The organism is Streptomyces triticirhizae (genome assembly GCF_003696235.1).
Lineage (GTDB): Bacteria > Actinomycetota > Actinomycetes > Streptomycetales > Streptomycetaceae > Streptomyces > Streptomyces triticirhizae.
In genome coordinates this window covers 1-25,828 of sequence record NZ_RFFJ01000074.1, presented here as the reverse complement: position 1 = coordinate 25,828, position 25,828 = coordinate 1, and the positions used below count along the sequence as shown (strand labels likewise).

The window sequence follows — 25,828 nt, the reverse complement described above, 5'->3', positions numbered from 1 at the left end:
CGCCGCCCAGGACCCGCCGGCGGTCACCCCCGACGGCGTGCTCCCGCCCCGCGAGGTCGTCCGCGCGCTGCGCGCCGCCTTCGGCCGGGACACCTGGGTGGTCGCCGACGCCGGCACCCCCACGCCCCATCTCGCCTGCCACTGGGAGGCGCCCGGCGACGGCTGGCGGGTCGTCATCCCCCGGGGACACGGCCCCATGGGATACGCGGTGCCGGCCGCCGTCGGCGTCGCCGTCGGCCACCCCGGCGCCCGGGTCCTCTGCCTCACCACGGAGAACAGCCTCGCCATGGCCGTGGGCGAGTGGGAGACGGCCGTCCGGCTCGCCCTCCCCATCACGTTCGTGGTGCTCGACAACACCTCGCTGGCCTGGATCAAGATGATCCAGCACCTCTATGTCCAGCGGCGATACTTCGCCGTCGACCCCGGGCCGATCGACCCCGTCCAACTCGGCCTCGGCACCGGCATATCCGGGGCGCGCGCCACCACCCTCGACCAGCTCTCCGCGCTGGCCGAGCGGGCCGCGCGGCGCGGCGAGGGCCCCTCGCTGATCCATGTGCGGGTGCCCGAGCACATGGCCGCGCCGCCCCCCGTCCCCGTCTGGCGGGCCGCGCTCGACGGGGAGTCCACCGGCCGCCCCATCCACTGAGCGCCCACCCGCCGGCACCCGCCACACCACCGCCGAACAGCCCCGCGCACCACCCAGGAGACACCTCTCCCATGCCACGCACCACCGGGGTCCGGCTGCGCGCCGAGACCGCGCCGAACGAGCGACGGACCCCCCTCGTCCCCACCGACGCCGCCTCCCTGGTCGCCGACGGACTCCCCGTCACCGTCGAGGAGAGCCCCCAACGCGCCTTCTCCGTCGAGGAGTACACCCGGGTCGGCTGCCGCGTCGCGCCCGCCCACAGCTGGCCGGACGCCGGGCCCGACGAGGTCGTCCTCGGCCTCAAGGAGCCGGCGGGGCCGCCCGACGCGCTCACCCACCGCCACGTCTTCTTCGGCCACGCCTACCGGGGACAGCGCGGCGGCCCCGCGCTGCTGCGCCGGTTCACCGCCGGCGGCGGCACCCTGCTCGACCTGGAGTACCTCACCGAGGCCGACGGCCGACGGGTCACCGCCTTCGGCGAGTTCGCCGGCTACGTCGGCGCCGCCCTCGCCGTCCTCCACCAACGCCGGCGCCTGACCGCCCCGTTGACCGCCACCACCCGCCCCGCCCTCGACGCGCGCCTGCGCGAACACACCGGAGGGGCGCGCGCCCTGGTGATCGGCGCGCTCGGCCGCTCCGGGCGCGGCGCCCGCCGGGCCCTCGACGTGGCCGGCGTGCCCACCACCGGCTGGGACCAGGCCGAGACCGCCGACCTCGACCGGCCCGCCCTGCGCGCCCACGACCTGCTGGTCAACGCCGTCGCCCCGGCCGCACCCGGACCGCCGTTCCTCACCCCCGAGGACCTGCCGCGTGCCGACCGCGCCCTGACCGTTGTCGCCGACGTCACCTGCGACGTGACCTCGGCCCGCAACCGCCTGCCGGTCAACGACCGCACCACCGACTGGGAACGGCCGGTCCGCAGGCTCCACTCGGCGCCGCCGCTGGACGTGATCGCCATCGACAACCTGCCCTCCCTGCTGCCCCGCGAGTCCAGCGCCGCCTTCTCCGCCGGACTGCTGCCCCACCTGCGGGCGCTGCCCGAGGGCAGCGCCGTCTGGGACCGCAGCGCCGAAGCCTTCCGGCGGGCCCTGGCCACCACCGACGACCCCGAGCGAGGAAGCGATGGCTGACCTCATCCCCCCGACCGGCCGCGTCCACTGGATCGGGACCGGCCTCTCGACCGGCAGCGGCCTCGGCCTCGTCTGCGCCGAGACCACCACCGTCCTGTGGGGCCGCACCGTCGCCCGCGCCGAGTCCTGCCTGGCCCGGCTCGGGCTGCTCGGTCAGGCCGAGCCCCGCGCCTACGACCCCGACTCCCTGGCCCACCAACTCGCCCCGGGAGACGTGGTGGTCTCCATGCTCCCCGCCGACCACCACCCGGCCCTGGCCCGCATCGCGCTCGCCGGCTCGGCCCATCTGGTCTGCTCCAGCTATGTCAGCCCGGGGCTGGCCGCCCACGCGACGGCCGCCGCCGAACGCGGCTGCGCGCTGCTCACCGAGGTCGGCCTCGACCCGGGCATCGACCACCTGCTCGCCCACCACCTGGTGGACGCCGCGCGTGGCGCCGTCGGCGACCGGCCCGCCGTCGCCCACTTCGGCTCCTACTGCGGCAGCAACCCGGCCGTGCCCAACGCCTTCCGCTACCAGTTCAGTTGGGCGCCGCGCGGGGTGCTCACCGCGCTGCTCACCCCGGCCAGGACCATCCGGGGCGGCCTTCCCCGACGGTTCGCCCGCCCCTGGGAGGCCGTCGAGCACCTGACCGTCGCCGGCGAGACCTTCGAGGTCTACCCCAACCGCGACAGCCTGCCCTTCGTCACCACCTACGGCCTGCCCGCCACCTGGCGGCTGGAGAGCTTCGCCAGGGGAACGCTCCGGCTGGCCGGCTGGAGCGAGGCGTGGAAGCCCGTCTTCGCCGAGCTGGCCGAGGCCGACGGGGCCGGCGTCACCGCGCTCGCCGAGCGGCTGGCGGCCCGCTATCCCACCACGGCCGACGACCACGACCGGGTCGTGATGTCCGTGCGGCTGTCCGTCCACACCGACGACGGCGAGGACTGGTCGGGGGAGTGGACGCTGGACGCCACCGGCGACGCCCGCGAGGCCGCCACCCCGCGCCTGGTCTCCGTCCCCCTCGCCTGCGCGGTGCTTGAGGTCGTCGCCGGCCGGGTCCCGCCCGGACTCCACCAGGCCACCGACGACCCCGAGGCCGTGCGCGGCTGGCTGACGTTCCTCGCCACCCACGGTGTCACCGCCAGCTTCCATGGCGACGGCGAGGTCTGAGATGGCGCCCGACACCGCCCGGACGTGGGCCCGATGACCGCGGCCCAGGCCACGCTGCGCCGGGGCGTGCTGCCGCTGCTGGCCTACGCCGTGCTCGCCGCCGCCATGGACGTCTACGCCGGGAACCGCTTCGAGGTGGTCAGCCCCGCCGCGATCGCCGCCGTCTCCTTCACCCTGGCCGTGGCCTTCTTCGCCGTCCTCGTGCGAGCCCGCCGCCGCCGGCGCCCCGCCGAGCCCGGCGCGCTCACCACCCACCGCTCCGACCTGGTGGCCATCAACGTCACCACCGCGCTCACCTGGCTGAGCACCTTCTACGCCCTCGACCACCTGGAGCCGGCGATCGTCAACGTCGTCAGCCTCGCGCTCGGCCCCGTGATCACCGCGCTCGCCGGCCCGCTGCTGCGCCGGCAGAGCCGGGTGCTGGCCACCGAGGTCGCCGTCTCGGTCGCCATCTGCGGGCTGCTGTGCGTGCTGATGTGGGGCTCGTTCAGCGGGCGCAGCGGGCTCGGCGAGATCGCCACCGGCGAGGCGCTGTGGGGCCTCGGCTTCACCCTGGCCTGCGCTGCCGGCTCCGCCGCCAACATCATCTACATGAAGCGGCTCAACGACGCCGGCTGCGACCCGGGCACGGTGCTGGCCACCCGCTTCGTGCTGATCGGCGTGCTGGCCTGGGCGCTGGTCGCCCTGGAGGCCGAGCCACGGCTGGGCGCCGCGCTGCTGCCCGGCGCCGTGGTCGCGGTGATCGGGGTCGCCCTGCCGATCTACGTGCTCCAGGTGGGCGTCCGGCACACCGAGCCCATCACCACCTCGCTGCTGATCTGCCTCTCCCCGCTCTTCGCGCTGGTCCTCCAACTCGCCGACGGGCGGCTGAGGTTCTCCCCGCTGACCCTGCTCGGGGTGCTGGGCGTGGTCGCCCTGGTGGCCGTCGGGGTGCTGGTGCGGGACCGACGGCCCGAGGACCCGCCGCCCGCCCCGGCCGCCGTGCCGGTCGCCGCCCTCGCCCCACCGGGCCCACGCGCCCCGGAGCCCGGCGCGCCACGCGCCCCGACCGCCGGCGAACCGAACGAGACCGCCGGCGACCCCCGCGAAGGAGCCCCCTCGTGACCGCACCGCCCATCACCGGCCCACCCGAAGGCGACCGGACCGACCGGCCCGGGACCGTCGCCGTCGTGGACGCCTACGGCGCCGGGCGCCTGCTGCCCGGGGCGCTGCGGCGCCGGGGCGTGGAGGTCGTCCATGTCCGCTCCCCGTTCCCCGACACCCGGCTCGCCTACCGGCCCGAGGACTTCGCGGTCGACCTCGCCCACGAGGGCGACGTCGCGGCCACCGCCCGCCGGCTGCGCGCGCTGGGCGTTGCCCGGGTGGTCGCCGCCGCCGAGTCCGGGGTGGCGCTGGCCGACCAGCTGGCGGCCGCGCTCGGCGCGCCGGGCAACGACCTGGCGCGTTCCCCGGCCCGCCGGGACAAGTTCCTGATGCGCCAGGCCGTGCGCGCCGCCGGCCTGGCCACGGCCGACACCCTCCGCACGGCGGCGCTGCCCGAGATCCTCGACTGGGCGGCGGCGCACGCCCGTTGGCCCGTGGTGCTCAAGCCGGTGCGCAGCGCCGGCACCGACCACGTCTTCGTCTGCCACACCCCGGCCGAGGTCGCCGACGCCCACGCCCGCATCCTGGCCTCGGCCAACCGCTACGGCGAGCCCAACGAGACGGTCCTCGCCCAGGAGTTCCTCGCCGGCACCGAGCACTATGTGAACACGGTCAGCCACGCCGGCCGCCACCGCGTGGTGGAGGTGTGGCGGTACCACAAGCGGCTGGTGGACGGCCGTTCCGTCTACGACTACGAGGACCTTCTCGCCCTCGACGAGCCGGGCGTGGCGGAGCTGGTCCGCTATGTCCTGGCGGTGCTCGACGCGTTGGGCATCGGGGAGGGGGCCGCCCACACCGAGGTGATGGTCACGGAGCGCGGCCCGGTGCTGATCGAGTGCGGCGCCCGGCTCGGGGGCGGCCAGACCCCGGAGCTGCTGGGCCGTTGCGTCGGCGCCGACCAGGTCAACAGCCTGGCCCACGCCCTCGCCGACCCGGCGGGCTTCGCCGCCGAGGCCGGGGCGCCCTACCGGCTGCGGAGCCGGCTGCGCTGCGTCAACCTGATCTCGCCACGCGCCGGTCGGGTCCCCCAGCCGGCGGGCTGGCGGCCGGTGCGGGCGCTGCCCTCGTTCGCCGAGCTGGTGGTCAACGCCCCGGCCGGCGGCGCCCTGTCCCGCACCGTGGACATGGCGACCTGCCCCGGCACGGTCTATCTCAGCCACGACGATCCGGAGGTGCTGGACTCCGACCACCGCGCGCTGCGCCAGCTGGAGTTGGCCGGCCTCTACGCCGGCCGGCCGTAGCCCGCTGTGGCTGTTGGGTGCGGACCGGTGGCCGGTGAGGGTGAGCCCGTCTGGCTGCGGCCGGGTTCGGGCCCGGCTCAGTCCTGCCCGTCGACGATCAGCAGCCGGCGGCCCGCCAGGTCGGAGCGGGTGGCGCGGGCGGCCGCGTACTCGGGGGAGGCGTACCAGCGTTCGGCGTGCTCCCGGCTGGGGAAGGCGAGCACCGTCATCCGGCCGCCCTCCGGCCAGTCACCCTCCAGCGCGCCGGGCAGCGCGCCGCGCGCGAGATAGCGCCCGCCGTGCAGGGCGACGGACTCCTCGGCCAACTCCCGGTAGCGGCGCACCTCGGGGCCCTCGCGGTGCTCGGCCTCGGCGATCACATAGGCGGTCACCGTCCCAGCCTGCCAGACGCCCCGGCCGCCAGGGCCGCCGGGCCGCCCCGCCCACCCGCGCGTGTGAACGCCCGAACGCCGCCCGCCCAACCGACGCGCTACGCCGACCCGTTGGCGGCCCCGTCCGCCGTCTCGTCCGCCGGGGCCGCGCCGCCGATCGTCAGCGGGGAACGGTGGTGGCGCGGGTGCTCGACCTCGTCGAGCAGCGCGACCGCCAGGTCGGCGTAGGAGATCAGGTCGTTCCGGTCGGCGTGTTCGGCGATCCGGTACGTGCCGGTGCGGCCGGCCCCGTGGTCGAAGTCGCCTGCGGGTGCGGCGTAGACCCAGTCCAGGGCCGAGCCCCGCAGCCGCTCCAGCCCGGCGGCGTGCCCCAGCATGAACGGGCGGTACTCGTTGGGGTAGCCGGGCTCGTCCATCAGCGGAACGCCCGAGGCGCCCGGCAACACCGAGGCCAGCCCCACGAACAGCAGGCGCGGCACGCCGGCCGCGCCAAGGCCGGCGTCCAACGCCGAGGCCGCGCCGGGGAAGAACACGTCAGCGGGCGCCGCCAGGTCCGCCGCCGCGTTGATCGCCGCGTGATGCCCTGTGGCGAGCCGTGCCACGTCAGCCGCCACGCTCACGTCCCCGGCGACCACCCGCGCCGCGCCCAACTCCCGGTGCCGCGCGGGGTCCCGCACCACGGCGGTGACCTCGTGACCCCGCGCCTCCGCCTCGGCCACCGCCGCCCGACCGGCGCGCCCGCCGGCGCCGAAGATCACGATCCGCATCGAGGAACTCCCCTCGTCAGGGCCGGAGTCCCACACCCCGGCCGGTGCCCCGGACGCTAGCGGGGGACTCGGTTACCGATCGGATACCGGCTATCGTTCGCGACCATGAGGGAACCGTTGCCGCCCGATCTCTTCGACGAGGTCTGCCCGACCGCGCTCAGCCCGGTCCGCGTCGGCGACAAGTGGGCCGCCATGATCCTGACCTGCCTGGCGGACGGGCCGCGTCGCTTCTCCGAACTCCGCGTGCCGCTGCGGCGGGTGACCCCCAAGGTCCTCACCGCCTCGCTGCGCGCCCTGGAACGGGACGGCCTGATCGCCCGCGACGAGACCCGCGCCGCCTCGGGCCGGCGGGTCGAGTACCGGCTGACGCCGCTGGGCGAGAGCCTCCTCGGGCCGCTGGAGGTCGTCTGCGGCTGGGTTCGCGAGCACATCGACGAACTCCTCGCCGCCCGCGAGTCCTTCGACGCCGCGCGGGAGCGGCGCACCGCCTGAGGCCGGGGGCAGGCCCTCCAGGTCGTACTCCCGATGGGTTCGGTGGCGCACCGGCCGCTCCCTCCCCCGCGCCTCCCCGTCGCCGTTCCGTTCGGCACCCTACCGCCCCGCCGGGCTGGTTCGGCGGCGAATGCTTTTGCGTTCGCACGAGCATCGGCACGTGCCGAACGAGGCGGGCGAGACGGCGCACGATTCTCGCGGCCGAAGGTCGCATCACGGAACGTGAGGAACGCCGCGAGGAGGCCCGCGCGGTATTCGCCGGCGCGTTTCCCGGACCCGATCGAGAGAACTCCCCAAAAGTCCGAAGACCTTTCCGGTGTTTATTGAGCCTGTTCGGAAACGACCACTTCTCCAATCCTTCCCCGCGCCTTCCCTCCGCCCCTCGACTGCGGAGCGTACCGGCATTCCGTCGAATGCGCGCGGCATGATCCGAATGCGTGAACGAGGCGGGACCGCAGGGAGTTTGCGTCGTCCCGGGCCGCGTGACGCGCGGGCCGGGAACGGGGTACTTTCCTCCTGTGCGCGTGAATTCCCGTGCGGGGCGCCGGAGTTCTGGAGGCTCCGGAATTCCACCGGAGCCAGACGAACGCACACCCGAACGAAGGAGAACGCATGTGCGACCGGCGTCGCCGCACCGCCCAGGGCCGCACGGTCATGAGGCCGGGGAATTCCCCTCTCACCGGCCACCCGTCCCTCCCGGACGGAGGCGCGTGGCGCTGACGTGGGCCAACCCGCCGAGAGGAGACGGCCCGATGAACCAGCCCGCCCCGCAGGCCCCACCCCCCGAGCTGCGCGCGTTCCGCCAGCTCTACCACGCCCGCTATCTGCGGTACGCGCTGGTCCGCCTCGGCCGCCACCGGGGCGCCGTCGAGGCCGTGGAACGCACCTTCGCCGAACTGGCCGCCCGCTGGCCCGAGGTGTTGAGCGCCCCGCGCCCCAACGCCGTCGCCTGGCGGCTCCTGGGGCGCCAACTCGCCCACCACGAAGGGCAGATACCGACGGCCGGCGGCCCGGCCCGCCCCGTCGAGACGATGCGCGCCGACGCCCGGGTGCTGAGCCAGTCCCTGGGGCTGCCGCCGGCCGAGGTGGCCGACGTGATGGGCGTCGACCCCGCCCATGTGACGGTGCTGCTGCGGCGCCCCTGAGACCGACGCGACCCCGCCGTGTCAACTCCCGTACCGAATCCCTGAGATCGTGCGGGGCCGTGCGTTACAGTCGGCCCCCACGGCGCCCCCGGTGCGCCTGCCCCGGAGCGCGGCGGGAGAACGGAGGCGGGGCCATCAGCGCGCGGATCGACATCACCACGCCCAGCGTCGCGCGAATGTACGAGTATCTGCTCGGCGGCGCGGAGCACTACCAGTCCGACCGGGACGCCTGCGCCCGCCTGCTCCGTCTCGCGCCCAGCGGCGTCGCGGTGGTCCGCAACTGCCGGGCGTTCCTGGAACGCGCGGTCCGCGTCCTCGCCGAGGAGCACGGCGTCACCCAGTACATCGACTTCGGCGCCGGCCTGCCCGCGCGGCGGAACGTGCACCAGATCGCCAGGGAACACGTGCCGCAGGCGCGCGTGGTCTATGTCGACATCGACCCGATGGCCGTCGCCCACGGCCGGCTGGTCCTCGAACAGGACCGACGGACCCTGGTGGTGCGGGCCGACATCACCCGCCCCGAGGCCGTCTTCGGCGACGCCGAGGTGCGACGGCTGCTCACCGACGAGCCCACGGCGGCGCTCTTCGGCTCCGTGCTGCACTGCCTCACCGACGCCCAGGCCCCCGCCGAGCTGGTCGCCGGCGTGCGGCGGCGGCTGCCGCCCGGCAGCTTCGTCGCCATCTCGCACCTGGTGAGCGACGACGAGCGGGTGCGCCGCGAGGTCAGCGCGCTGATGGCGGAGCTGACCAGGGGCCGCTGGGGCCGGGTGCGCCAAGCCCGGGAGGTCGAGGGGTACTTCGCGGGAATGCGCCTGCTGGAACCCGGGGTGACCGACGCCAGGAACTGGCGCCCCGACGACCTGCTCCTCCCGCCCCAGCGGACCGACGAGTGGACCGGCTGGTGCGGCGTCGCCCACGCCTGAACGCGGAAGCGCCCGCTCGGCCCGCACGGCCCGGCCTTTCCCAACGGACGACGGGCGCGCTACCCTCGGCTCGCCGACGGCCGCGACGGCGAGGCGGCCACCCGGGAACCGCTGCTCTCCTGCCACGGCTTCTGCTCGGCCCTCGACGGCCATCACCGGGGCGAGGACCGCACCCTGTTCTCCGCCATCGCGGCGGCGCACCCGGAGCTGCGCCCGGTGTTGCGCTCGGTTGAGCAGGATCACTCGATGATCGCCCACCCGCTCGGCGAGCTGAGCGTCGCGCGGTGGAACGGGCCGCTCCGCCCGAGGAGTTGGACGGCCACCTGGAGGGCGTCGCCGCCATCATGGAGAGCCACTTCCGGTACGAGGAGCGACAGCAGCTCACCGTGCTGGAGAGCCTCGACCTCGCGGCCGAGTCCTCGGACGTGCTGGGCCCGCTGTGACCGCGCGACGTTCAGCGGCCCCGGCGCCCGTCCTTGCGGCGGTACTCCTCGATCGCCTCGCTCAGCAGCGCCTCGGTGCGCTCCCAGCGCGAGGCCACCTCGTTGATCTCCTCCAACAGGCCCCGGTAGCGCTCCAGTTCGGCCGGCCGCGTCACATAGGTGGCGCTGTCCAGATGCTCCACATAGACCAGCTCGGACGGCCCGCCGTCCCCGAAGTGCAGCCGGGTGACGGGGTAGTGGGGCACCCGCCCCGCGCCCCGTTCGAACTCGACCACCCGCAGCCGCACCGAGGGCCGCCGCGCCATCTCCCGCAGATGCGTCAACTGCCGCCACATCACGCCGTAGTCGCCTACCGGCCGCCGCAGGATCGCCTCGTCCAGCAGCGCTCGCACCATCGGCGGCCGCGGGGCGGCGAGCACCCTCTGCCGGGAGACCCGCAGCTCGACCTTCCGTTGCAGCGTCATCGCGTCCGCGTGCGGGAGCGCGGCCCTGATCACGGCCCTGGCGTACTCCTCGGTCCGCAACAGGCCGGGCACCACGTGGTTCTCGTAGGCGTGGATGCCGGCGGCCGAGCCCTCAAGACCTATCAGCCGGCGCAGGTAGTTGGGCGTCACATCGCTGAACTGCGACCATCAGGGGCTCTCCCGGGCCTGCCGCAGCAGCGCCCGGATCTCGCGGGCCTTCTCGTCGGGGACGCGGAAGAAGACGATCAGGTCCTCGATGTCGCGCTCCTTCGGCGAACTGGCCCCCCGCTCAAGGCGGCTGACCTTGGCCGCCGACCCGCGCAGCGGCTCGGCGACCTCGCGCAGCGTCAGCCCCGCCTCCCGCCGCAGCTGTCGAAGGCTCTCGCCCAACACCCGCTGCGCCGCCTCCGGCGTGCCCCGGCGCGGGGACGAGGGATCGCCCGAGGCGGCGAAGGGAAGCCGGCTGGGACCGCTCGCGGACATGCGCACTCTCCGTGGTAGGGATATCGACGTTCAGTATCCCCGACGGGAGTGTGCCTGTCCGCGTAACCGCCGTGTCCGGGGCGGGCGTTCAGCCTCCCCGGGCCGCCTCACAGCAGCGAGTCGAACTCGCCCGCCCGCACCCCGGACACGAACGCCCGCAGCTCCTGACGCGTGTACACCAGCGCTGGCCCGCCGGGGAAACGGGAGTTGCGGACCGCGACCTCGCCGTTCGGGAGCGCGGCCAGCTCGACGCAGTTGCCGTCCCTCGCGCTCGCCGTGCTCTTCACCCACGTGACCCCGGGGACGCGGTCCGCCGGGCTGCCGTTCTCGAACACCATGGGCACAGTGTTTCCCTTCTCGCACGCTGAATCGCTCCGCGCCGCCGACGGGCGGCGCGGGCCGGGACGTCGCCGTGGTGCACCGGTGCGCGACCAGCGAACCGTAGCCGCAGCGCGGGACGCGCCGCGTCACCCACAGGAGTGGCGGTGCGGGCACGCCGCGCCCCTCCGTCCGCCAGTTCCATGGCGCGGCCATGGCGCGGCCCTGGCGTGAACGGCCGTGCCACGCGGGCGCGTTGGGGAGGTCAGCCGCGTCGGGAGCGGGACTCGACCAGGTCGAGGGCGTGCTTGAGCACCTCACACGCCTGGACGTAGTTGCCGGACTCCTGGAGGAGTTCGGCCAGCCGGCGGCAGACCAGCACGGCCTCGGGGCCCGTCGTCTGGTGGGTCTGGTGGAACGCCTGCTCCAGCACCTCGATCGCCTCCTTGGCGCGGTCGGCGTCGGCCAGCAGCTCGGAGAGTTCCAGCTGGAGGGCGAAGGTGGTGTCGCGGTCGCTGCCGTCGCGCTCGTCGAAGGCGAGGCGCAGCACGGTGAGCGCGTCCCGGTTGCGGCCTGCGGCGCGCAGCGTCCGACCCAGCCGCAGGCCGGCCGCCGTGATGGCGGTCCGCACATCCGCGTCGACGACGGGTCCGGCCGGCGCGTCCGGCCTGGCCAGGGCCCGGTTGCGGACCAACGGCAGCCGCCCGACGTCGTTCTCCTGGCTGCGCTGCGGCGCCGGCCTCGACTTCGCCCGCAGCCGGTCCGTCAACGCCCGGTAGAGCGTGTCCAGATCGAGCACCTCGGGACCGTCCGCGACGCCCTGCCGCAGCAGCCGCAGCAGCTCGCCGGTGAACGCGGTGTGCGGCTCGCCCTCCGGCGCCAGCGCGGCCCGGTCCCCGGGCGAGGCGGTCAGCACATAGGCCCCGTCCACGGTGGCCCGGGCCGCCAGCGCGTCCGTGCCGTCCAGGGTCCTCGCCGCCCGGCCGCTGAAGCAGCAGTCCAGGATCAGCACCCGGCGCCTGGCCCTGGCCTGCCGCAGCGCGGCCCGCAGATGGTCGAAGGCGACGGCGGTGTAGCCGGTGTGCGGTCGGGAACCGGCCAACGCCAGATACAGGTCGGCCGAGTCGGGATCGCGCAGTCCGTGCCCCGCGTAGTAGACGAGCAGCGTGTCGGTGCTCTCCTCGCCCGCCCGGTGCACCGGGTCAAGCAGCTCCGACGGGGTGGCCGGATCGCACACCTCGACGCAGTTCCGGTCGGGCAGCCCCCACAACAGCGGGTCCCGCAGGGCGCCGGCCAGGTCCCGCAGATTGGCGGCGACGGCGGGGAGTTGGGCCAGCTCCTCGTACCGCGCCCCGCCCAGCAGCACCGCCCGGGAGGCGGCCGGGTCCGGCGGGCCCTGGACGCTCACCGCCCCTCGCCGGAGCCACCGGAGGCGTCGGGCGCGTCCGGTTCCCCGTCGTCGGCCGCCTCCAGCAGGGCGACCAGCCGGGCCAGCGTCGCCTCGTCGGCCGGCCGGCCCGGCGGAACGTGCACCTCCCACGCGCCGCGCCTCACCACCAGCGGCCGGCCGGTGCGCCGGGTGTCCCGCCACTGGAGCACGGAGACGGCCAGCGCGCCCGCCGAGAGGCCGGACCCCAGCACCAGCGCCACCACGTCCAGCGCCGCGCCCATCTCGCCCTCGCCGGCCGGGCGTTGGGCCTCCAGCCGGCTGACCAGGCCGTGCGCCAGGGTCTCGTCGGCGCGCAACCAGTGGACCAGGGAACGGAGTTCGTCCTCCACGGTGATCGGCTCGCGCCCGCCGTCCTCGCGGGGCGCGAGGCGCACCTCGACCCGGGCCTCGGTCATACGGGCTCCCCCTTCTCGTTCTCCTCCGACGCGGACGCGGACTCCGGCGCGGGCGTCGGCTCGCCGTCGTCGGGCGGCGTCGCCGGCTCGGTGTGCGCGTTGACGGTGGCCAGCAGCGCGAGGGCCTCCTCGCCCGACCCGAGCCGCGCCAGGCAGACCGCCTGCCAGAACCGGGCGGTCAGGGTGGTGGGGTCGCCCGGGCCCAACCGCTCCGCGCCGACCGTCCCGATGGTGGCGAGGAGGTCCAACGCCTCGCGGTGCTCCCCGCGTTGCACCATGCCCACCGCCTCCCGCAGCCGGGAGACCGCGTTGCGCGGGGTGATCCGGTGCAGGACCAGGGCCTGGGTGACGTCGCCCAGCGAGAGCATCGAGGAGGAGGCCGGGAAGGAGCCGGTGAGGGTGCGGTCCCGCCGGGCGTCGGGGGGCGCGGGCTGGGGGTCGGGGGAGGAGCCGCCGGGGACGAGGGGGTCGTCGAGGTTCCCGGGGATCTCCAGGGCCAGCGGCTCGGCGTCGTCCTCGACCATCGCGATGAGCCCGCCCAGGCTCCGGTCGGGCGCCTCGGCGGTCAGCCCCTCCAGGATCGCGTCGGTCGCGATCGGCCGCTGGGCGGGGTCCCTGGCGCACCAGCCGTTGACCAGGTCCACCAGCTTTCCGGGAACGATCCCCGCCAGGGACGCGGCGTCGATGGGCTCGACGCCCTCGTTGACCGCCTTCCACATCATCACCGCGACCCCCTCGTGCTCGGCGAACACCTGCCGGTCGGTGAGGACCTCCCGCAGGCACAGGCCGAGCCCGTAGTAGTCGGAGGCCGGCGTCGGCGGCTCGCCCCTGATCATCTCCGGCGCCAGGTAGCGCGGGGTGCCGGTGAGTTGACCGGTGCGGGTGAGCGAGGTGTCTCCGCTGATCCGGGCCAGCCCCAGGTCGCAGAGGACCACCCGGCCCGCGTGGGTGACGCGGATGTTCGACGGCTTGATGTCCCGGTGCAGCACGCCCGCCTGGTGGATCGCCCGCAGCCCCTCCACCAGGGGCAGCGTCAACGCGGCCGCCAGGTCCCGCAGCCGGCCGCCCAGCGCGGCCCTCAGCTGGGCGAGGTCGAAGCCGTCCAGCCACTCCATCACCAGATAGGGGCGCTCGTCGGTGATGCCGGCGTCATAGAGGCTGACCACGGCCGGGTGGTTGACCCGGCCCAGGGCCCGCACCTCGCGGAGCAGCCGGCCGGCCGCCTCGGCGGCGGACATCCCGACGCGTTCGTGCAGCACCTTGACCGCGACCCGCCGTTCCAACGCGCGGTCCCACGCCTCGTACACCACCCCCGTGCCGCCCTGGCCGACCGCCCGCCTGAGGTGGTAGCGGTCGGCGAGCACCTCTCCCCGCACCATGGGGCCATCCTGTCGCGCACCGTGACGCCGGGCAACTCCGCGCGCGCCGCGCCCGGTTGTTCGGGCGTCAGGCGGCCGTGTGCGTCATGTCCCGCGCCGCCTCGACCCGTTCGGGAATCTTGAACGCGGCCAGGCCTCGCTCGTGGAGGAACGCGCGGACGGCCGCCGGCGTCGGGAGGGGAGCGCCCGGGCGGGGCACCAGGTGGGCGGTGACGCGTTCGCCGAGGAACGGGTCGGGGGCGCCGACCACCACCGCGTCGTACACGTCCGGGTGCGCCAGCAGGTGGTTCTCGACCTCCTCGGGCGCGAACTGCCGCCCGCCCCGGTTGATCTGCCGCCGGACGCGCCCCACGACCACCAGCGCGCCGCCCTCGGTGCGCCGCACCAGGTCGCCGGTGCGGTGGAACCCGTCGGCGGTGAAGGCGAGTTGGTCATGTTCGGGCGCGCGCCAGTGGCCACGGACGGTGGCCGGGCCCCGGACCAGCAGGTGGCCGGCCGCGCCCGGCTCCACCTCCGCGCCGCTCTCGTCCACGACGCGGATCTCGTCGTCGGCGCAGAGCGGGCGGCCCTGGGTGGTGACGACCGTCTCCACCGGGTCGTCGAGGCGGGTCGCGCTGACCAGGCCCTCGGCCGTGCCATAGACCTGTTGCAGGGCGCAGCCCAGCGCCGGGGAGACGCGGCGGGCGGTCCGTTCGTCGAGCGGGGCGCCGCCGACCTGGAGCAGGCGGAGGCTGCTCAGGTCGTGCGCGGTGGTGGCCGCCGCGTCGATCCAGCGGGCGGCCAGCGGGGGAGTGAGCGCGGTGGCGGTGACCCGTTCGCGGGCGATCAGCGGGAACGCGGTGTCGGGCCCTGGCCGGGGGCTGACCACCACGCGCCCCCCGGCGTAGAGCGTTCCCAACGCGCCGGGGGCGCCCAGTGGCAGCGCGCCGGACGCCGGCAGCGCGCACAGGTGGACGGTGGCGTGGTCGACGCCGGCGACCTCGTTGGCGGTGCGCAGGCCGTGCAGGAAGTCGTCGTGGGTGCGGGCAACGAGCCGGGGCGCGCCGGTGGTTGAGCCGGAGAGGCGCAGCAGCGCGACGTCCCCGGGCTCGGGGCCGGTCAGCGGGCGCACCGGGTCCCCGGGCACGGAGTCGAGCGGCGTGTGCGGTCCGGGCCGGCCGGCCACCAGGACGTGGCGCAGGGTGGGTACCTCGTCGGCGACCCGGCCGGCGAGGGCCCGGAAGTCGTGTCCGCCCCACGCGTCGGCGACCACCAGCGCGCGGGCCTCGGTGAACGAGCAGAGGCTCCGCAGCTCCGCCTCCCGGTGGTCAGTGTGCGCGAGGACCGGCGGGGCGCCGAGCCGGAGGAGGGCGAGGGTGACCTCGAAGAACTCGGCGACGTTGGGGAGTTGGACGACCACCCGGTCGCCCCTGGCGACGCCCAGCGCGGCCAGCCCGGCCGCCATCCGGTCCACCAGCGCGTCCAGCCGGCCGTAGGTCCAGCGGCGGGGACCGTCCACCAGCGCCACCCGGTCGGGGTGGGCGGCGGCCCGGTCGCGCAGCGCGCGGCCGATGGTCTCGCCGCGCCAGTGCCCGGCGGCCCGGTAGCGGGCGGCGAACTCCTCGGGCCAGCCGGGCGTCGCCCGCGCGTCGGGGCCGAGGTCGGGCGACGGGGCGGGCATGGGAGCGGGCGCGGGCGCGAGGGAAGGCGTGGCGGAGGCGGGAGCGGAAGCGAACGGGGGGAACACCGGGGCCTCCCGGGACGGGCTGATAACTTAGGTTAGCCTCACCTTAGCTCGGGTGGGGCGACGTCGCAGCCCTGCTCCCCTGGAGGCCCCGAGTGACCCGCCCCATCGCCCCCTTCGCCCCCGACCGCAGACGTTTCCTCGGCGGCGCCGCCGGCCTCGGCGCCCTGTTCGGCCTCGCCGCCTGCGGGGTGCGCGGCGGTGGGGACGACGGCTCGGGCGCCGCCGAACCGACCGGCGCGGCCGGGCGGACGGTCGCCGCCGACAACGGCGAGATCACCGTGCCCGAGCACCCCGAACGCGTGGTCGTCACCGACAACTACGGCGTCTGGATGCTCTTCGACGTCGGGCTCGTCCCGGTCGGCGTGCCCGAGGGCACCGCGCTCCGCACCGCCCTGCCCGACGACATCTACCGGGCCGTCAGCGAGGCCACCACCATCGGCGTGCCCGGCGAGCCCAACGCCCAGGCCATCGCCACCCTCGAACCCGACCTGATCCTCGACCAGTTCTACGAGCAGAAGACCCGCGAGCTGGCGACCATCGCGCCCGTCGTGTACTTCAACTGGGCCGACAGCGGGAGCCTCTGGCACGAGCAGGCGGAACGGGTGGCCGACGCGGTCAACCGCGCCGACCGGCTCGCCGCCGTCAGGACCGAGTACCGGGACCGGCTGGCCGAGGTCCGCGAGACCCACGCCGAGCAGATCGCCGCCTCCACCTGGGCCCCGGTCAGCGGCGGGCCCAACGGGACGTTCTTCCTCGGCTCCCCGCTGCTGACCGTCCTGCGCGACCTGGGCCTGACCATCGGCGCGGGGCTGCCCGAGGAGGAGGCCGGCTTCGTCGAGAAGTCCCACGAGGAGCTGGAGATCCTCCAGGACTGCACGGTGCTGGTCTACCCGGAGCTGTTCGACGGCACGCTGGCCGCGCCCACCAGCGAGCTGCTGGCCAACCCGCTCTGGGCCGACCTGGCCCCGGTCGCGGCCCAACGCGCCTTCCCGCTGCGGCACTACGGCGTCGGGTCCTACCGCTTCGCCATCGGCGCGGTGGACGAGATCGAGGCGATCCTCCGGCAGCTGTGAGCGGGGGACGCCGGTCGAGGGCGGGCCGCGCTCAGCGGGAGCGCAGCAGCCAGCCCAGATAGGCCCCGCCCAGCAGGGCCGTCACGACGCCGACCGGCAGCTGGACATGGCGCTGGTCGGCGTCGACCAGCGCCAGCCACGCCACCCGCTCGCCCAGCCAGGCCAGCGAGGCGAACAGCTGGTTGGCCGCCAGATGCGCGGCGGTCAGCAGGGCGGCGCCGGTCAGCCCTGCCGCCGCCAGGCTCACCCCGGGCCCACGCGTCAGCCGCACCGCGATCCGCGGCGCGGCCAGCGCGACAAACGGGATCGGCCCGGCACAGGAGACCGCCACCGCGCACAGCGCCACCCCGAGCCCGGTCAGCGCCAGCCGGACCCGGACCACGTTCAGGCCGAGGCCGCCGGCCACGTCGTCGCCCAACTCCAGGCAGCGCAGGTGCCGGCCGAGCGGGACCATCGCCGGTACCAGTGCCACCAGGACGACCAGCAGCGTCGCCACCTCGCCCCAGGAGCGGCCGTGCAGGCTGCCGATCAGCCAGAGGTGCGCGTTCTGCGCGGTGTTCAGCTCCGCCCTGGTCAACAGGTAGGAGTTGACCGAGCCGAGAACGGCCGTCACGCCGAGCCCGATCAGCACCAGCCGGCCGCCGCCCAGGCCGCCCCCGCTGGCCAGCGCGAGGACCACGGCCGCCGCCAGCAGCCCGCCGCCGACCGCGCCCAGCGCCACCGTCTGGGCGGCGCCGCCGAGCAGCACGATCACCAGGATCGCCCCGGTGGCCGCGCCGCTGCTGAAGCCGATCACGTCCGGGCTGGCCAGCGGGTTGCGGGCCATGCTCTGGAAGACCGCGCCGCTGACGCCGAGCGCCGCCCCGGCCAGCACCGCGACCAGCGCCTGTGGCAGCCGCTCCCGGGTGACGAAGTGCACGGCCAGCCGGTCGCCCGTGCCGTAGAACAGGGCCTCGGCCACCTCCGGGACGGAGACCGGGTAGGCGCCCACGCACAGGCTCACGCCGACCAGCGCCACGCAGCTCAGCGAGGCCCACGCCGCCACGAGCGCCAGGCGCGGCCGGAACCGGAACGACACCCGCGCCGCGAACAGCCGCACCGGGACGACCCCGGCCGCCCGCCCGCCGGCCCCCTCGCGGCTCCGGCTCCCGGGGACAGTTCCGTTCGCCGTCACGAGGCGGCCCCCCGCCGCCGGCGCACCAGCGCGACCAGGACCGGCGCGCCGATCACGGCGGTCATCGCGCCCACCTCCAACTCGCCCTCGGGCAGCACCAGTCGGCCGGCCGTGTCGGCCGCCAGCAGCAGGCAGGCGGCCAGCACCATCGCACAGGGCAGGGACCAGCGCAGGTCGGGCCCGGTCAGCCGGCGGGCCACCAGCGGCACGACCAGCCCGACGAAGCCGATCGGCCCGGCCGCCGCCGTCGCCGACCCGCAGAGCAGGGTGATCGCCAGGACGCCCAGCAGCCGGGTCCGGGCCAGGTTCACGCCGAGGGCGCGGGCGGTGTCCTCGCCGAGCGCGATCCCGTTCAGCGGGCGCGTCAGGGCCAGCGCCAGGACGAGGCCGACCAGCACGAACGGCAGCAGGTCGGCGACCAGTTCGGGCCGCCGGCCGGCCAGCGAGCCCACCGTCCAGAACCGCAGATGGTCGAAGGTCGCCGTGTCCAGGACCGTGACGCCCGCGATCAGCCCCGACAGGCACGCGCTGACGGCGGCGCCGGCCAGCACCAGCCGCACCGGCGAGCCCCGCCCCCGCCCCGAGCCGCCCAGCGCGTACACGGCGCAGGTCGCCAGCAGCGCGCCGCCGAACGCGAACCACACGAAGTCCCCGAAGTCCGTCACGCCCAGCACCGCGACGGCGAGGATCACGGCGGCGGAGGCGCCGGCGTTGACGCCCAACAGGCCGGGATCGGCCAGCGGGTTGCGGGTCAACGCCCGCATCAGCGCCCCGGCGGCGCCCAGCGCAGCGCCCGCCAGCACGCCGGTGAGGGTGCGCGGCAGCCGCAGCTCGCGGACGAGGGCGGTGGTGTACGAGCCGTCGTCCGACCACAGCGCGCGCAGCACCTCGGCGGGGCTGGTCGCCCGCGCGCCGAGCCAGGTGCTCAGCACCACCAGGCACCCCAACACGGCGGCGGCCAGCGCCAGTCCACCGGCGCGCGCCAGCCGGCTTCCCCGGGGAACGGGAGCCCTCGCCGCCCGTGCGGCGGCGCCGTCGACCGTCTCCACGCCCCGTCCTCTCCCCGTCAGCCCCACCGTGGGTTCGTGAGGTAAGGCTAACCTTACTCGCGCGCCGGGGGTTGCCGGGCCGCCCGGGGGCCGGAGGGTCAGGGGCGGCTCGCGGCCTCCTCGGGCTCGGGCGCGAGCAGATGTAGGGCGCGGGCGCGGTCCTTGCCGGTCAGGCCGTAGGGGACCACCATCAGCTCGTCCGCGCCCCAGGCGGCGGCGACATCGGCGAGCCCGGCGGCCACGCTGGCGGGCGAGCCCTGCACCAACCGCACCTCGTCCAGGTTCTGTCGGGTCAGATGCCGCTGCCGCGCCGGCGACAGCGGCTGGCCGGGCGAACGCGTCGCGTGCGCCTCCAGCACCTGGGCCTCGCTGGTCTCCCACGCCAGTCGGGCGGCCTCCTCGTCGCTCTCGGCGCACAGCACGTTGACCGAGGCGATCACCCTCGGCGCCTCGGGCCCGTGCCGGCCCGGACGGAACTCCGCGCGGTAGCGGGCCAGGGCGGCCGGGCGCGACCTGGGGCCGAGATGCCCGCCGAAGACGAACGGCAGGCCACGGGAGGCGGCCACCCGCCCGCCGTTCTCCGTCGAGCCCAGCACGAACACCTCGGGCGGCTCCGCCGGCAGCGGCGACATCCGCAGCGCGGCGAGCGGATGGCCCTCGGGCCAGTCGTCGTGCAGAAAGCCCAGCAACTCGTCGATCAGCTCCGGGAACGCGTCCCGCGCCGCCGACGAGGTGCGCAGCGCCCGGTCCAGCAGCGCGGCGTGCTCGTTGCCGCCGGTGGCCCGGCCGACGCCCAGGTCCACGCGGCCGTCGTGGAGCGCCTGGAGCACGGCGAACTGCTCGGCCACGGCGAGCGGCGCGTGGTTGGGCAGCATCACCCCGCCGGAGCCGACCCGCACCCGGCGGGTCACCGCCGCCAGGTGGGCCATCAGCACCGCCGGCGAACTCCCGGCGCAGCGCGGCGAGGTGTGGTGCTCGGCCACCCAGAACCGGCGGTAGCCGGCCAGGTCGGCGGCCCGCGCCACCTCCACGACATCCAACAGGGTCTCGCGGGCCGTCCCGCCGGGAGGGACGACGGCCACGTCGAGGACGGAGAGCGGGATCACGGATGCCTCCAACGGAACGGCGGGAATCGGCGGTTGTCGGGACAGGCGAACGAGGAGTCGCCCAGTCAGTCGGTCAGTCAGTCGGTCAGTCAGTCGGTCGGGGTGGAGGTCGGGGCGGGGTCAGGGGGCGTCGGCGTCGGGGCGGGCAGGAAGAGGGCGAGGACCGCCAGCACGCCGAAGCCGGCGGCGAAGAGCGCGGCCACCCCCGTCAGCGGCAGCCCCGCCAGCAGCAGCCCGGCCGCCAACGGGCCCAGCGGCTGGAAGAGTTCGGTGACAAAGCCGATCGCCGAGGTGGTCCTGCCGTAGATCTCGCGCGGCACCATCGTCGCCAGCAGCACCGCGAGCGAGGCGGCGATCACCGGCGTCAGCAGGCTCATCGCGGCGAGCGACCCGGCGAACGCCAGCTCGCTGCCGCCGGCCCACGCCACCGCCAGCAGCGCGGCGGCCAGCGCGGGCCCGGCCGCCACCAGCAGCTGGATGCGCAGCCGCCGCTGGAGGAACGGCGCGACCAGCGAGCCGAGCAGCCCGGTCACGGCGGCCGCGCTGAGCGCCGCGCCCACCGCGCCGCTGCCGCCCTCCCGCTGCCCCAGGCCCAGGATCAGGGCGTAGACCAACGCCTGGAAGAGGAAGTTGAGGCCGGTGGCCAGCACCGCCAGGGTGCGCAGGAAGCGGTTGGCCGCCACATAGCGCAGGCCCGCCGTCATCCGCCGCCAGAACCGTTCGCCCTCATCCGGCCGTTGGGCCTTCGCCTTCACCGGCGAGGGCTGCGGCTCGGCGGCGCGGCTGGCGCGGGCGGCGGGGGAGAGGAACCAGACGCAGACCGCCGAGGCGGCGAACGTCGCCGCCTCCACCGCGAACGGCAGGCCCAACTCCACCGCCACCAGCAGCCCGGCCGCAGCCGGGGCCGCGATCTCGGCCGCGTAGCCGCGCGCCTGGTTCAACGACATCGCCGTCGGCAGCTGACCGGCCGGCACCACCCGCCGCACCACCGCGCTCTGGCTCGGCTTGAACAGCTCCACGCCCAGCTGGGCCACCATCACCGACGCCACCGCCAGCCACAGCGGCAGGTCCCCCAGGAACGTCCACACCGCGACCACCGCGAACATCACGCACCGCGCCACGTCCGCGACCAGCATCAGCGTCCGGTGCCGGAACCGGTCGGCGAGATAGCCGCCGGGCAGCCGCGCCAGCATCGCCGTCACCAGCACCGCCGTTCCGATGGTGCTGGCCGCCTGCGGCGAGTGCCCGCCGCCCAGCAGCGCCAGCGGCAGCACCACGAACGTCATCGAGGCGCCGAAGTCCGAGAGCGCCTGCCCAACCCACAGCAGCCGGAAGTCCCGGTTGGCGCGCAGCGGCCGGGGCGCGGGCGCCGCCGCCTCCGCCGGCGCCGCGTCCGTCGTCACGGCCGGCCCGCCCCGGGCACGGCGGGCAGCAGGTCGTCCAGCACGAAGTTCCCGTTGCTGCGCGCCCCCGGCCTGGCGTGCCTGACCCGGTCCAGGAAGAGCGCGATGCCGGCCGAGCCGGTGGCCAGGTCGCAGCTCTCACGGAACGTCTGCTCGCCGGGGAAGACGACGCCCTCCGGCCGCTCGATGGCCATGCACAGCACCGCGCCGGCCATCCGCTCCGCCTCCGCCAACAGCGCCGGGTCGCCCAGGAACTCGTAGGCGTCCAGCACCGCGTTGCCCAGCCCGCTGGTGCCACGGAACAGCTGCGGCAGCACCGTGAACTTCCGGCACACGTCGGGCAGCAGCTCGTCGATCCGCCGCCGCAGCGCCGCCTCGCCGGTCACATGGTGGTAGCGCAGCAGGGTGGTCAGCACCCCGGCCGTTCCCTCGTCCCAGTAGTGCCGCACCACGGCCACCTCCTCCTCGTCGCTCTCGACCGCGCGGGACGGGAACGAGTACCGGCCGCCGGACTGGAAGATGGCCTGGGACAGGTCGAACTCCAACGCCTCGCGGCCGAGTTCCAGCGGCTCCCGCTCGCCCGTCGCGCCGTGCAGCGCCAGCAGGAACAGCGCCACGCCCGAGGCGCCGTGCGCGTAGCCGACCGGCGTGCCGCCCTCCGGGTCCGGCCACGAGGCCAGCCCGCCGCCCCGCCGCGCGGTCACCGCCAGCCACGCGCCGATCTCCCGCGCCCTGGCCAGGAACTCCTCCCGCCCGCTGTCCCGCCACACCCGCAGGCACGCCATGCCGTGCCCGGCCGCGCCCGACAGCACCCCGGGGCCGGCGTGCAGCAGCGGATGGTCGGCGGCGTCCCGCAGCGTCCGCACCGCCAACTCCGGGTACCCGAGCGCCGACTGCGCCCAGGCCACGCCCGCGCTCCCGTAGTACAGGCCGGGCGGCAGCCGGTCCGGGGAGGCCGGCTGGCGCAGCGCCCACCCCAGCAGCGTCTCGTCCACCGTGCCGGTCAGCCGGTGCGTGGCGTAGAGCGTGCCGTAGGCGCCGAACGCCAGGCACAGCGGGTTGGTCTCGAAGACCAGCAGGTCGGTGGGGAAGAGCCGGTCCGTCCGCGAGGTGTCGGCGGTCTCGGCGCAGTAGGCCACCACGCCGTCGAGGACGGTGTCGATCCGCTTGTGCAGCGCGGCCGTCGCCGCCGCGTCCGGCTCCGGCGGCACCGCCAGCGGCGGGGTGCGCCGCCAGTGGGTGGTCAGCGGCAGCTCCTCGATCCGCCGGCGCAGCGCGGCCGGGTCGGGGACCGGCGCGTTCTCCTCGTACAGGTCCGTGATGAGGGAGACCAGCTCCGGCGGCAGGTCCAGCTCGCCGGCCGCCTCCGCCAACACCCGGCGGGGGATGGTCGGGTCGATGATGTCCGGCTGGAAGCACAGCAGCACGCAGCCGAGGATGATCCCGCCCAGCGCGTAGTAGTCGCTGGCCCGGTCGCCGCGCCGGGCGAGCATCGCGCGGCGGGTCGTCATGCCCGGCGTGAACAGGCCGGCGCCGCGCGCCGCCCCCTCGCTCGCGCCCTCGTGGAACGCCGACTCCAGGTCGATGACGCGGATGCGGTCGTCGGGCGTGACCATGATGTTGGTCGGCGACAGGTCGGCGAGCACGATGCCCCGCTCGTGGCAGGCCGCGATGGCGTCGGCGACCTGGAGCCACAGGCCACGGAACCGGTCGTAGTAGTCCGTCAGCTTCTCGGGGCTCAGCTCCAGCGTGTAGACCGGGTTGTGCACCACGCTCAGGTGGCCCAGGTGGGTGCCGGGCACGAACTCCTCGGCCAGGAAGGCGTGTTCCCACTCGGTGAAGTAGGCCACCGGGCGGATGAACAGGTCCGTGTCGGCCAGCTCGGTGAGCATCGCGTGCTCGTGCCGCAGCAGCTCGACCGCGTCCAGGCCCTCGGGACCGACCTGCACGCCCGGCCTGGCCTCCCGCAGCACCACGTCGGCGCCGGTCTCGTTGTCCACCGCCCGGTAGAGCCCGCCCCGGTTGGTGAACCGCATCGCGCTGGTGACGGTGAACCGCCCGTCGGCCAGGGTGATCTCACCGCCCGCGCCTCCGGCGGAGCTTCCCGAGCCGCGCGGTGCCTCGGCGGGGAACGGGTCTTTCGCCCAGTCGGGCACGTGGAAGTAGGGGTGGCGGATGTCGACGACCGGCTCGCCGTCCGGCGTGTGGATCAGCAGCTCCCGGTTCCCCGCCGGCAGCACCCGGGAGATGGTCTGGAAGCCGCCGTACCGGTAGTGCACCACCCGCGAACCCGGGTAGCGGCGGTCGGAGAGCACCATCGGCCCGTCGAAGCCGTCCAGCGCGCGGGTCAACGCGTCGCCGACCGCGCGGAACTCCGCCTCGTCGGCCGGGTAGACGGTGAGGAACTTCCCGCTGGCGCCCCGGGAGATCAGCTTCCCGTTGTTCTCCCGCATCGCTGAGGCGTCCATCAGGAACTTGAAGTGCACCGCCGCGTCCCGCAACACCGGCAGCGCGGCGCGCAGCGTGGCCTCCGTCGTCGCCGAGGTCGCCGAGACGTGCAGCTTCCACCCCTGGGCGACGGCCGGCACCCCGGGCGGCGTGGCGATCAGCCAGTAGCCACGGCGCGACAGCCGCCAGTCGCCGGGGATGACGGACCGGTAGAGCGCCAGGTGGCGCGCGTCCGGCTGGCGGCGCTCGGGGTTCTCGAACCAGCGCGGATGGTGCGCCATGTACGCCTGGACCGTCTCCCACTCCACCTTCATCGCGCGTTGTCCTCTCTGGAAAGCCGGGGTGCCGTGCGGGGGTTGGGCCGGCCGGCGCCGTGCGGGGCGGCGCCGGCCGGTGGCGTTGCGGCCGTGTGGTTCCTTCGTACGGTCAGGCCGGGTCGAAGATGCAGCTGGTGACCCCGCAGGAACCGCTGCTCTGGGCGCCGAGCGCGGTCTCCGCCTGCCGCTCGGGCGACAGGCGCTGGAGCCGCAGCACGGTGCCGGCGATGGCGTGGGCGATCACCTCGGCCGTCCTGTCCTCGTTCTGGTGAGCCTGGTTCTGCTGCGTGCCGCCCTCCGGCGGAGTGGGGTGCTCGACGGTGTCAGCCACGTGCTTCCTCCCTGAAAGGGGCCGGATCGGGGTGTCGAACGGTGGCCGGCCGGGGCGGGCGGCGCCCGCCCCGGCCGGCCGCTCTCGCGTGCCGTGTGTCAGCCGGCGCGCCCGTCAGGCGGGGTCGAAGATGCAGCTGACGGCGCCACAGGAGCCGCTGCTCTGCGCGCCCAGGGCGGTCTCGGCCTGCTTCTCCGGCGCCAGGCGCTGGAGTTCCAGGACCGCGCCGGCCATCGCGTGCGCGGCCACCTCGACGGCGCTGGCCGCCTTGGCCGCCTCGCTCTCCTGCGTCGGCTGCTCGTTGGTCTCCGCCATGGAGCTTCCTCCTTGAGTCGGGGTCCTACGTGGACGGCGTGGCGCTCCCGAGGGGGAAACGCACGCCGGGAGGAAGGTAGGGAGAGGCGGAAGAGAAACGGTTGCCAAGCGGTGAACGCCCAGGCAGCCGGCGGCCGTTGACGTCCCCGACGGTGCCCCGCCGCCCCGCATCCGGCCCCCGCGCACCGCCGGGACCTGCGCTCATACCGTTCCGCAACCGGACGGCAGCCGCCGCCGCGCAGAATGCCCGATGCCCCCGCCCGGGCCCGGACGCTCGCCGGGCCGGGAGCGGGGCCGAGGAACGTCACGGACACCGGACGCCGCGGAAGGCTCCGGAGAAGGCTGGAGTCAAGGAGGCCCGCGTGCGGCTCGCCGACCTGATGTCGCTGCGCCAGACCGTCGGCGCCGGACTCCTCGTCACCCTCACCGAACGCTGCCCGCTGCGCTGCGCCCACTGCTCCCTCGCCGCCACCCGCGACGGCCGCGACCTCGACGCCGCCGCCCTGCTGCGCTTCCTGCGCACCTTCACCCCCGACTGCCGGCCCGAGGTGCTGATGCTGACCGGCGGCGAGCCGCTGACCCGGCCAGGTCTGGTCGTCGAGGCGGCCGAGGCCGCGCGTGAGGCCGGCACCCGCACCGCCGTGCTCTCCGGCGGGTTCTTCGCCGTCGGCGGCCAACTCCCGCCGACCGTCCGGCGGGTGGCCGCCGCCGTTGACCACTTCTCGCTGAGTGCCGACGCCCACCACGAGCGGGAGGTCCCGCGCCGCGACCTGCTGGCCGCGCTGGAGGCGCTGGCCGCGACCGGCGTCGCCGTCAGCCTCCACGCGCTGGCCGCAGGGCCCGACGACCCCTACCCGGACGAGCTGGCCGCCGACGTGACCGCGCGCCTCGGCCGCGCCGTTCCGCTGCTGGTCGGCCTGGTGCGGCCGCTCGGCCGGGGCGCCGCGCT

27 protein-coding genes are annotated in these 25,828 nt (G+C 75.5%); 11 read left to right on the top strand and 16 right to left on the bottom strand.

All coding sequences use genetic code 11. From position 1 onward, the window contains the following. The 5 genes from EBN88_RS15055 to EBN88_RS15035 form a co-directional block, all read left to right on the top strand. Positions 1-646: thiamine pyrophosphate-dependent enzyme (locus tag EBN88_RS15055; RefSeq protein ID WP_233580686.1), on the top strand; the 646-nt coding region annotated here is incomplete at its 5' end. 71 nt (positions 647-717) lie between these two features. Next, complete coding sequence (locus tag EBN88_RS15050) at positions 718-1,776, top strand: Rossmann-fold NAD(P)-binding domain-containing protein (RefSeq protein WP_122184388.1); 1,059 nt, start codon at positions 718-720, stop codon at positions 1,774-1,776. Continuing rightward, positions 1,769-2,923 (top strand): saccharopine dehydrogenase C-terminal domain-containing protein, encoded by a 1,155-nt coding sequence (locus EBN88_RS15045; protein ID WP_122184387.1) that lies wholly within the window; start codon positions 1,769-1,771, stop codon positions 2,921-2,923. Before EBN88_RS15050 ends, EBN88_RS15045 begins: the two co-directional genes overlap by 8 nt. 33 nt (positions 2,924-2,956) lie before the next feature. Beyond that, entirely contained in the window at positions 2,957-4,027 is a 1,071-nt protein-coding gene (locus EBN88_RS15040; RefSeq protein ID WP_199742366.1) for a DMT family transporter, read from the top strand. Continuing rightward, entirely contained in the window at positions 4,024-5,307 is a 1,284-nt protein-coding gene (locus EBN88_RS15035; protein ID WP_233580685.1) for an ATP-grasp domain-containing protein, read from the top strand. The genes EBN88_RS15040 and EBN88_RS15035 overlap by 4 nt, the downstream gene beginning before the upstream one ends. Before the next feature lie 77 nt (positions 5,308-5,384). Here EBN88_RS15035 and EBN88_RS15030 read toward each other — a convergent pair whose 3' ends face one another. Together EBN88_RS15030 and EBN88_RS15025 are read right to left on the bottom strand one after the other, a co-directional pair. Beyond that, positions 5,385-5,678: a DUF1330 domain-containing protein gene (locus EBN88_RS15030; RefSeq protein WP_122184386.1), complete on the bottom strand. Its 294-nt coding sequence runs from the start codon at positions 5,676-5,678 to the stop codon at positions 5,385-5,387. Between the two features lie 98 nt (positions 5,679-5,776). Continuing rightward, entirely contained in the window at positions 5,777-6,445 is a 669-nt protein-coding gene (locus tag EBN88_RS15025; RefSeq protein WP_122184385.1) for an NAD(P)-dependent oxidoreductase, read from the bottom strand. A 105-nt stretch (positions 6,446-6,550) separates the two neighbouring features. On the opposite strand from EBN88_RS15025, the gene EBN88_RS15020 reads away from it, so the two are divergent. The 4 genes from EBN88_RS15020 (at position 6,551) to EBN88_RS31865 (ending at position 9,448) form a co-directional block, all read left to right on the top strand. Next, the gene (locus EBN88_RS15020; RefSeq protein ID WP_122184384.1) at positions 6,551-6,937 is read left to right on the top strand and encodes a winged helix-turn-helix transcriptional regulator; all 387 of its coding nucleotides are present in this window, start codon (positions 6,551-6,553) and stop codon (positions 6,935-6,937) included. 752 nt (positions 6,938-7,689) lie between these two features. Continuing rightward, positions 7,690-8,082, top strand: a complete 393-nt coding sequence (locus EBN88_RS15015) for a hypothetical protein (RefSeq protein WP_122184383.1) — start codon at positions 7,690-7,692, stop codon at positions 8,080-8,082. A gap of 134 nt (positions 8,083-8,216) precedes the next feature. After that, positions 8,217-9,005, top strand: coding sequence for an SAM-dependent methyltransferase (locus EBN88_RS15010; RefSeq protein WP_267902566.1), 789 nt, complete (start codon positions 8,217-8,219; stop codon positions 9,003-9,005). A 284-nt stretch (positions 9,006-9,289) separates the two neighbouring features. Further along, positions 9,290-9,448: a hypothetical protein gene (locus EBN88_RS31865; RefSeq protein ID WP_233580684.1), complete on the top strand. Its 159-nt coding sequence runs from the start codon at positions 9,290-9,292 to the stop codon at positions 9,446-9,448. 11 nt (positions 9,449-9,459) lie between these two features. Here the strand turns inward: EBN88_RS31865 and EBN88_RS15000 are convergent, their stop codons facing one another. The 7 genes from EBN88_RS15000 to EBN88_RS14970 all read right to left on the bottom strand — a co-directional run bounded on the left by EBN88_RS15000 (position 9,460) and on the right by EBN88_RS14970 (position 15,597). Then, positions 9,460-10,062: a DUF5753 domain-containing protein gene (locus tag EBN88_RS15000; protein WP_122184381.1), complete on the bottom strand. Its 603-nt coding sequence runs from the start codon at positions 10,060-10,062 to the stop codon at positions 9,460-9,462. A gap of 18 nt (positions 10,063-10,080) precedes the next feature. Beyond that, positions 10,081-10,395, bottom strand: coding sequence for a helix-turn-helix domain-containing protein (locus EBN88_RS14995; RefSeq protein ID WP_122184380.1), 315 nt, complete (start codon positions 10,393-10,395; stop codon positions 10,081-10,083). Positions 10,396-10,502: 107 nt separating this feature from the next. After that, positions 10,503-10,733 (bottom strand): DUF397 domain-containing protein, encoded by a 231-nt coding sequence (locus EBN88_RS14990; RefSeq protein ID WP_122184379.1) that lies wholly within the window; start codon positions 10,731-10,733, stop codon positions 10,503-10,505. A gap of 245 nt (positions 10,734-10,978) precedes the next feature. Further along, positions 10,979-12,121 carry a caspase family protein gene (locus EBN88_RS14985; protein WP_122184378.1) on the bottom strand — a complete coding sequence of 381 codons (1,143 nt, stop codon included), beginning with the start codon at positions 12,119-12,121 and terminating at the stop codon, positions 10,979-10,981. After that, entirely contained in the window at positions 12,118-12,558 is a 441-nt protein-coding gene (locus EBN88_RS14980; protein WP_122184377.1) for an effector-associated constant component EACC1, read from the bottom strand. The genes EBN88_RS14985 and EBN88_RS14980 overlap by 4 nt, the downstream gene beginning before the upstream one ends. Further along, a complete protein-coding gene (locus tag EBN88_RS14975; RefSeq protein ID WP_122184376.1) occupies positions 12,555-13,937 on the bottom strand; it encodes a serine/threonine-protein kinase in 1,383 nt (460 codons plus the stop codon). The genes EBN88_RS14980 and EBN88_RS14975 overlap by 4 nt, the downstream gene beginning before the upstream one ends. A 67-nt stretch (positions 13,938-14,004) precedes the next feature. After that, positions 14,005-15,597: a (2,3-dihydroxybenzoyl)adenylate synthase gene (locus EBN88_RS14970; RefSeq protein ID WP_122184390.1), complete on the bottom strand. Its 1,593-nt coding sequence runs from the start codon at positions 15,595-15,597 to the stop codon at positions 14,005-14,007. Positions 15,598-15,755: 158 nt separating this feature from the next. Between EBN88_RS14970 and EBN88_RS14965 the strand changes: the two genes are divergently transcribed. Then, the gene (locus EBN88_RS14965) at positions 15,756-16,736 is read left to right on the top strand and encodes an ABC transporter substrate-binding protein (protein WP_233580683.1); all 981 of its coding nucleotides are present in this window, start codon (positions 15,756-15,758) and stop codon (positions 16,734-16,736) included. A gap of 31 nt (positions 16,737-16,767) precedes the next feature. On the opposite strand, the gene EBN88_RS14960 is transcribed toward EBN88_RS14965, so the two are convergent. The 7 genes from EBN88_RS14960 to EBN88_RS14930 form a co-directional block, all read right to left on the bottom strand. Beyond that, on the bottom strand, positions 16,768-17,835 hold the full coding sequence (locus EBN88_RS14960) for a FecCD family ABC transporter permease (protein ID WP_233580682.1): 1,068 nt from the start codon (positions 17,833-17,835) through the stop codon (positions 16,768-16,770). Between the two features lie 71 nt (positions 17,836-17,906). Further along, the gene (locus EBN88_RS14955) at positions 17,907-18,959 is read right to left on the bottom strand and encodes a FecCD family ABC transporter permease (protein WP_122184374.1); all 1,053 of its coding nucleotides are present in this window, start codon (positions 18,957-18,959) and stop codon (positions 17,907-17,909) included. A 98-nt stretch (positions 18,960-19,057) separates the two neighbouring features. Further along, positions 19,058-20,065, bottom strand: coding sequence for an MsnO8 family LLM class oxidoreductase (locus EBN88_RS14950; protein WP_158621382.1), 1,008 nt, complete (start codon positions 20,063-20,065; stop codon positions 19,058-19,060). A gap of 89 nt (positions 20,066-20,154) precedes the next feature. Further along, the gene (locus EBN88_RS14945) at positions 20,155-21,468 is read right to left on the bottom strand and encodes an MFS transporter (protein ID WP_158621380.1); all 1,314 of its coding nucleotides are present in this window, start codon (positions 21,466-21,468) and stop codon (positions 20,155-20,157) included. Further along, the gene (lanKC, locus tag EBN88_RS14940; RefSeq protein WP_122184371.1) at positions 21,465-24,230 is read right to left on the bottom strand and encodes a class III lanthionine synthetase LanKC; all 2,766 of its coding nucleotides are present in this window, start codon (positions 24,228-24,230) and stop codon (positions 21,465-21,467) included. The genes EBN88_RS14945 and lanKC overlap by 4 nt, the downstream gene beginning before the upstream one ends. A gap of 112 nt (positions 24,231-24,342) precedes the next feature. Then, entirely contained in the window at positions 24,343-24,564 is a 222-nt protein-coding gene (locus EBN88_RS14935; protein ID WP_122184370.1) for a hypothetical protein, read from the bottom strand. 114 nt (positions 24,565-24,678) lie between these two features. Next, positions 24,679-24,879, bottom strand: a complete 201-nt coding sequence (locus EBN88_RS14930) for a hypothetical protein (RefSeq protein ID WP_122184369.1) — start codon at positions 24,877-24,879, stop codon at positions 24,679-24,681. A gap of 362 nt (positions 24,880-25,241) precedes the next feature. Between EBN88_RS14930 and EBN88_RS14925 the strand changes: the two genes are divergently transcribed. Beyond that, positions 25,242-25,828, top strand: a 587-nt coding sequence (locus tag EBN88_RS14925; protein ID WP_147472732.1) for a radical SAM protein, incomplete at its 3' end; no start/stop codon positions are given.

Excerpts from the sequence above, each read along its gene's own strand:
- EBN88_RS15025 (WP_122184385.1), bottom strand. The coding sequence starts at position 6,445 with ATGCGGATCGTGATCTTCGGCGCCGGCGGGCGCGCCGGTCGGGCGGCG.
- EBN88_RS14995 (WP_122184380.1), bottom strand. The coding sequence starts at position 10,395 with ATGTCCGCGAGCGGTCCCAGCCGGCTTCCCTTCGCCGCCTCGGGCGAT.
- EBN88_RS15040 (WP_199742366.1), top strand. The coding sequence starts at position 2,957 with ATGACCGCGGCCCAGGCCACGCTGCGCCGGGGCGTGCTGCCGCTGCTG.
- lanKC (WP_122184371.1), bottom strand. The coding sequence starts at position 24,230 with ATGAAGGTGGAGTGGGAGACGGTCCAGGCGTACATGGCGCACCATCCG.
- EBN88_RS14975 (WP_122184376.1), bottom strand. The coding sequence starts at position 13,937 with ATGGTGCGGGGAGAGGTGCTCGCCGACCGCTACCACCTCAGGCGGGCG.
- EBN88_RS14980 (WP_122184377.1), bottom strand. The coding sequence starts at position 12,558 with ATGACCGAGGCCCGGGTCGAGGTGCGCCTCGCGCCCCGCGAGGACGGC.
- EBN88_RS15020 (WP_122184384.1), top strand. The coding sequence starts at position 6,551 with ATGAGGGAACCGTTGCCGCCCGATCTCTTCGACGAGGTCTGCCCGACC.
- EBN88_RS15045 (WP_122184387.1), top strand. The coding sequence starts at position 1,769 with ATGGCTGACCTCATCCCCCCGACCGGCCGCGTCCACTGGATCGGGACC.
- EBN88_RS14930 (WP_122184369.1), bottom strand. The coding sequence starts at position 24,879 with ATGGCGGAGACCAACGAGCAGCCGACGCAGGAGAGCGAGGCGGCCAAG.
- EBN88_RS15050 (WP_122184388.1), top strand. The coding sequence starts at position 718 with ATGCCACGCACCACCGGGGTCCGGCTGCGCGCCGAGACCGCGCCGAAC.
- EBN88_RS14990 (WP_122184379.1), bottom strand. The coding sequence starts at position 10,733 with ATGGTGTTCGAGAACGGCAGCCCGGCGGACCGCGTCCCCGGGGTCACG.
- EBN88_RS14970 (WP_122184390.1), bottom strand. The coding sequence starts at position 15,597 with ATGCCCGCCCCGTCGCCCGACCTCGGCCCCGACGCGCGGGCGACGCCC.
- EBN88_RS15015 (WP_122184383.1), top strand. The coding sequence starts at position 7,690 with ATGAACCAGCCCGCCCCGCAGGCCCCACCCCCCGAGCTGCGCGCGTTC.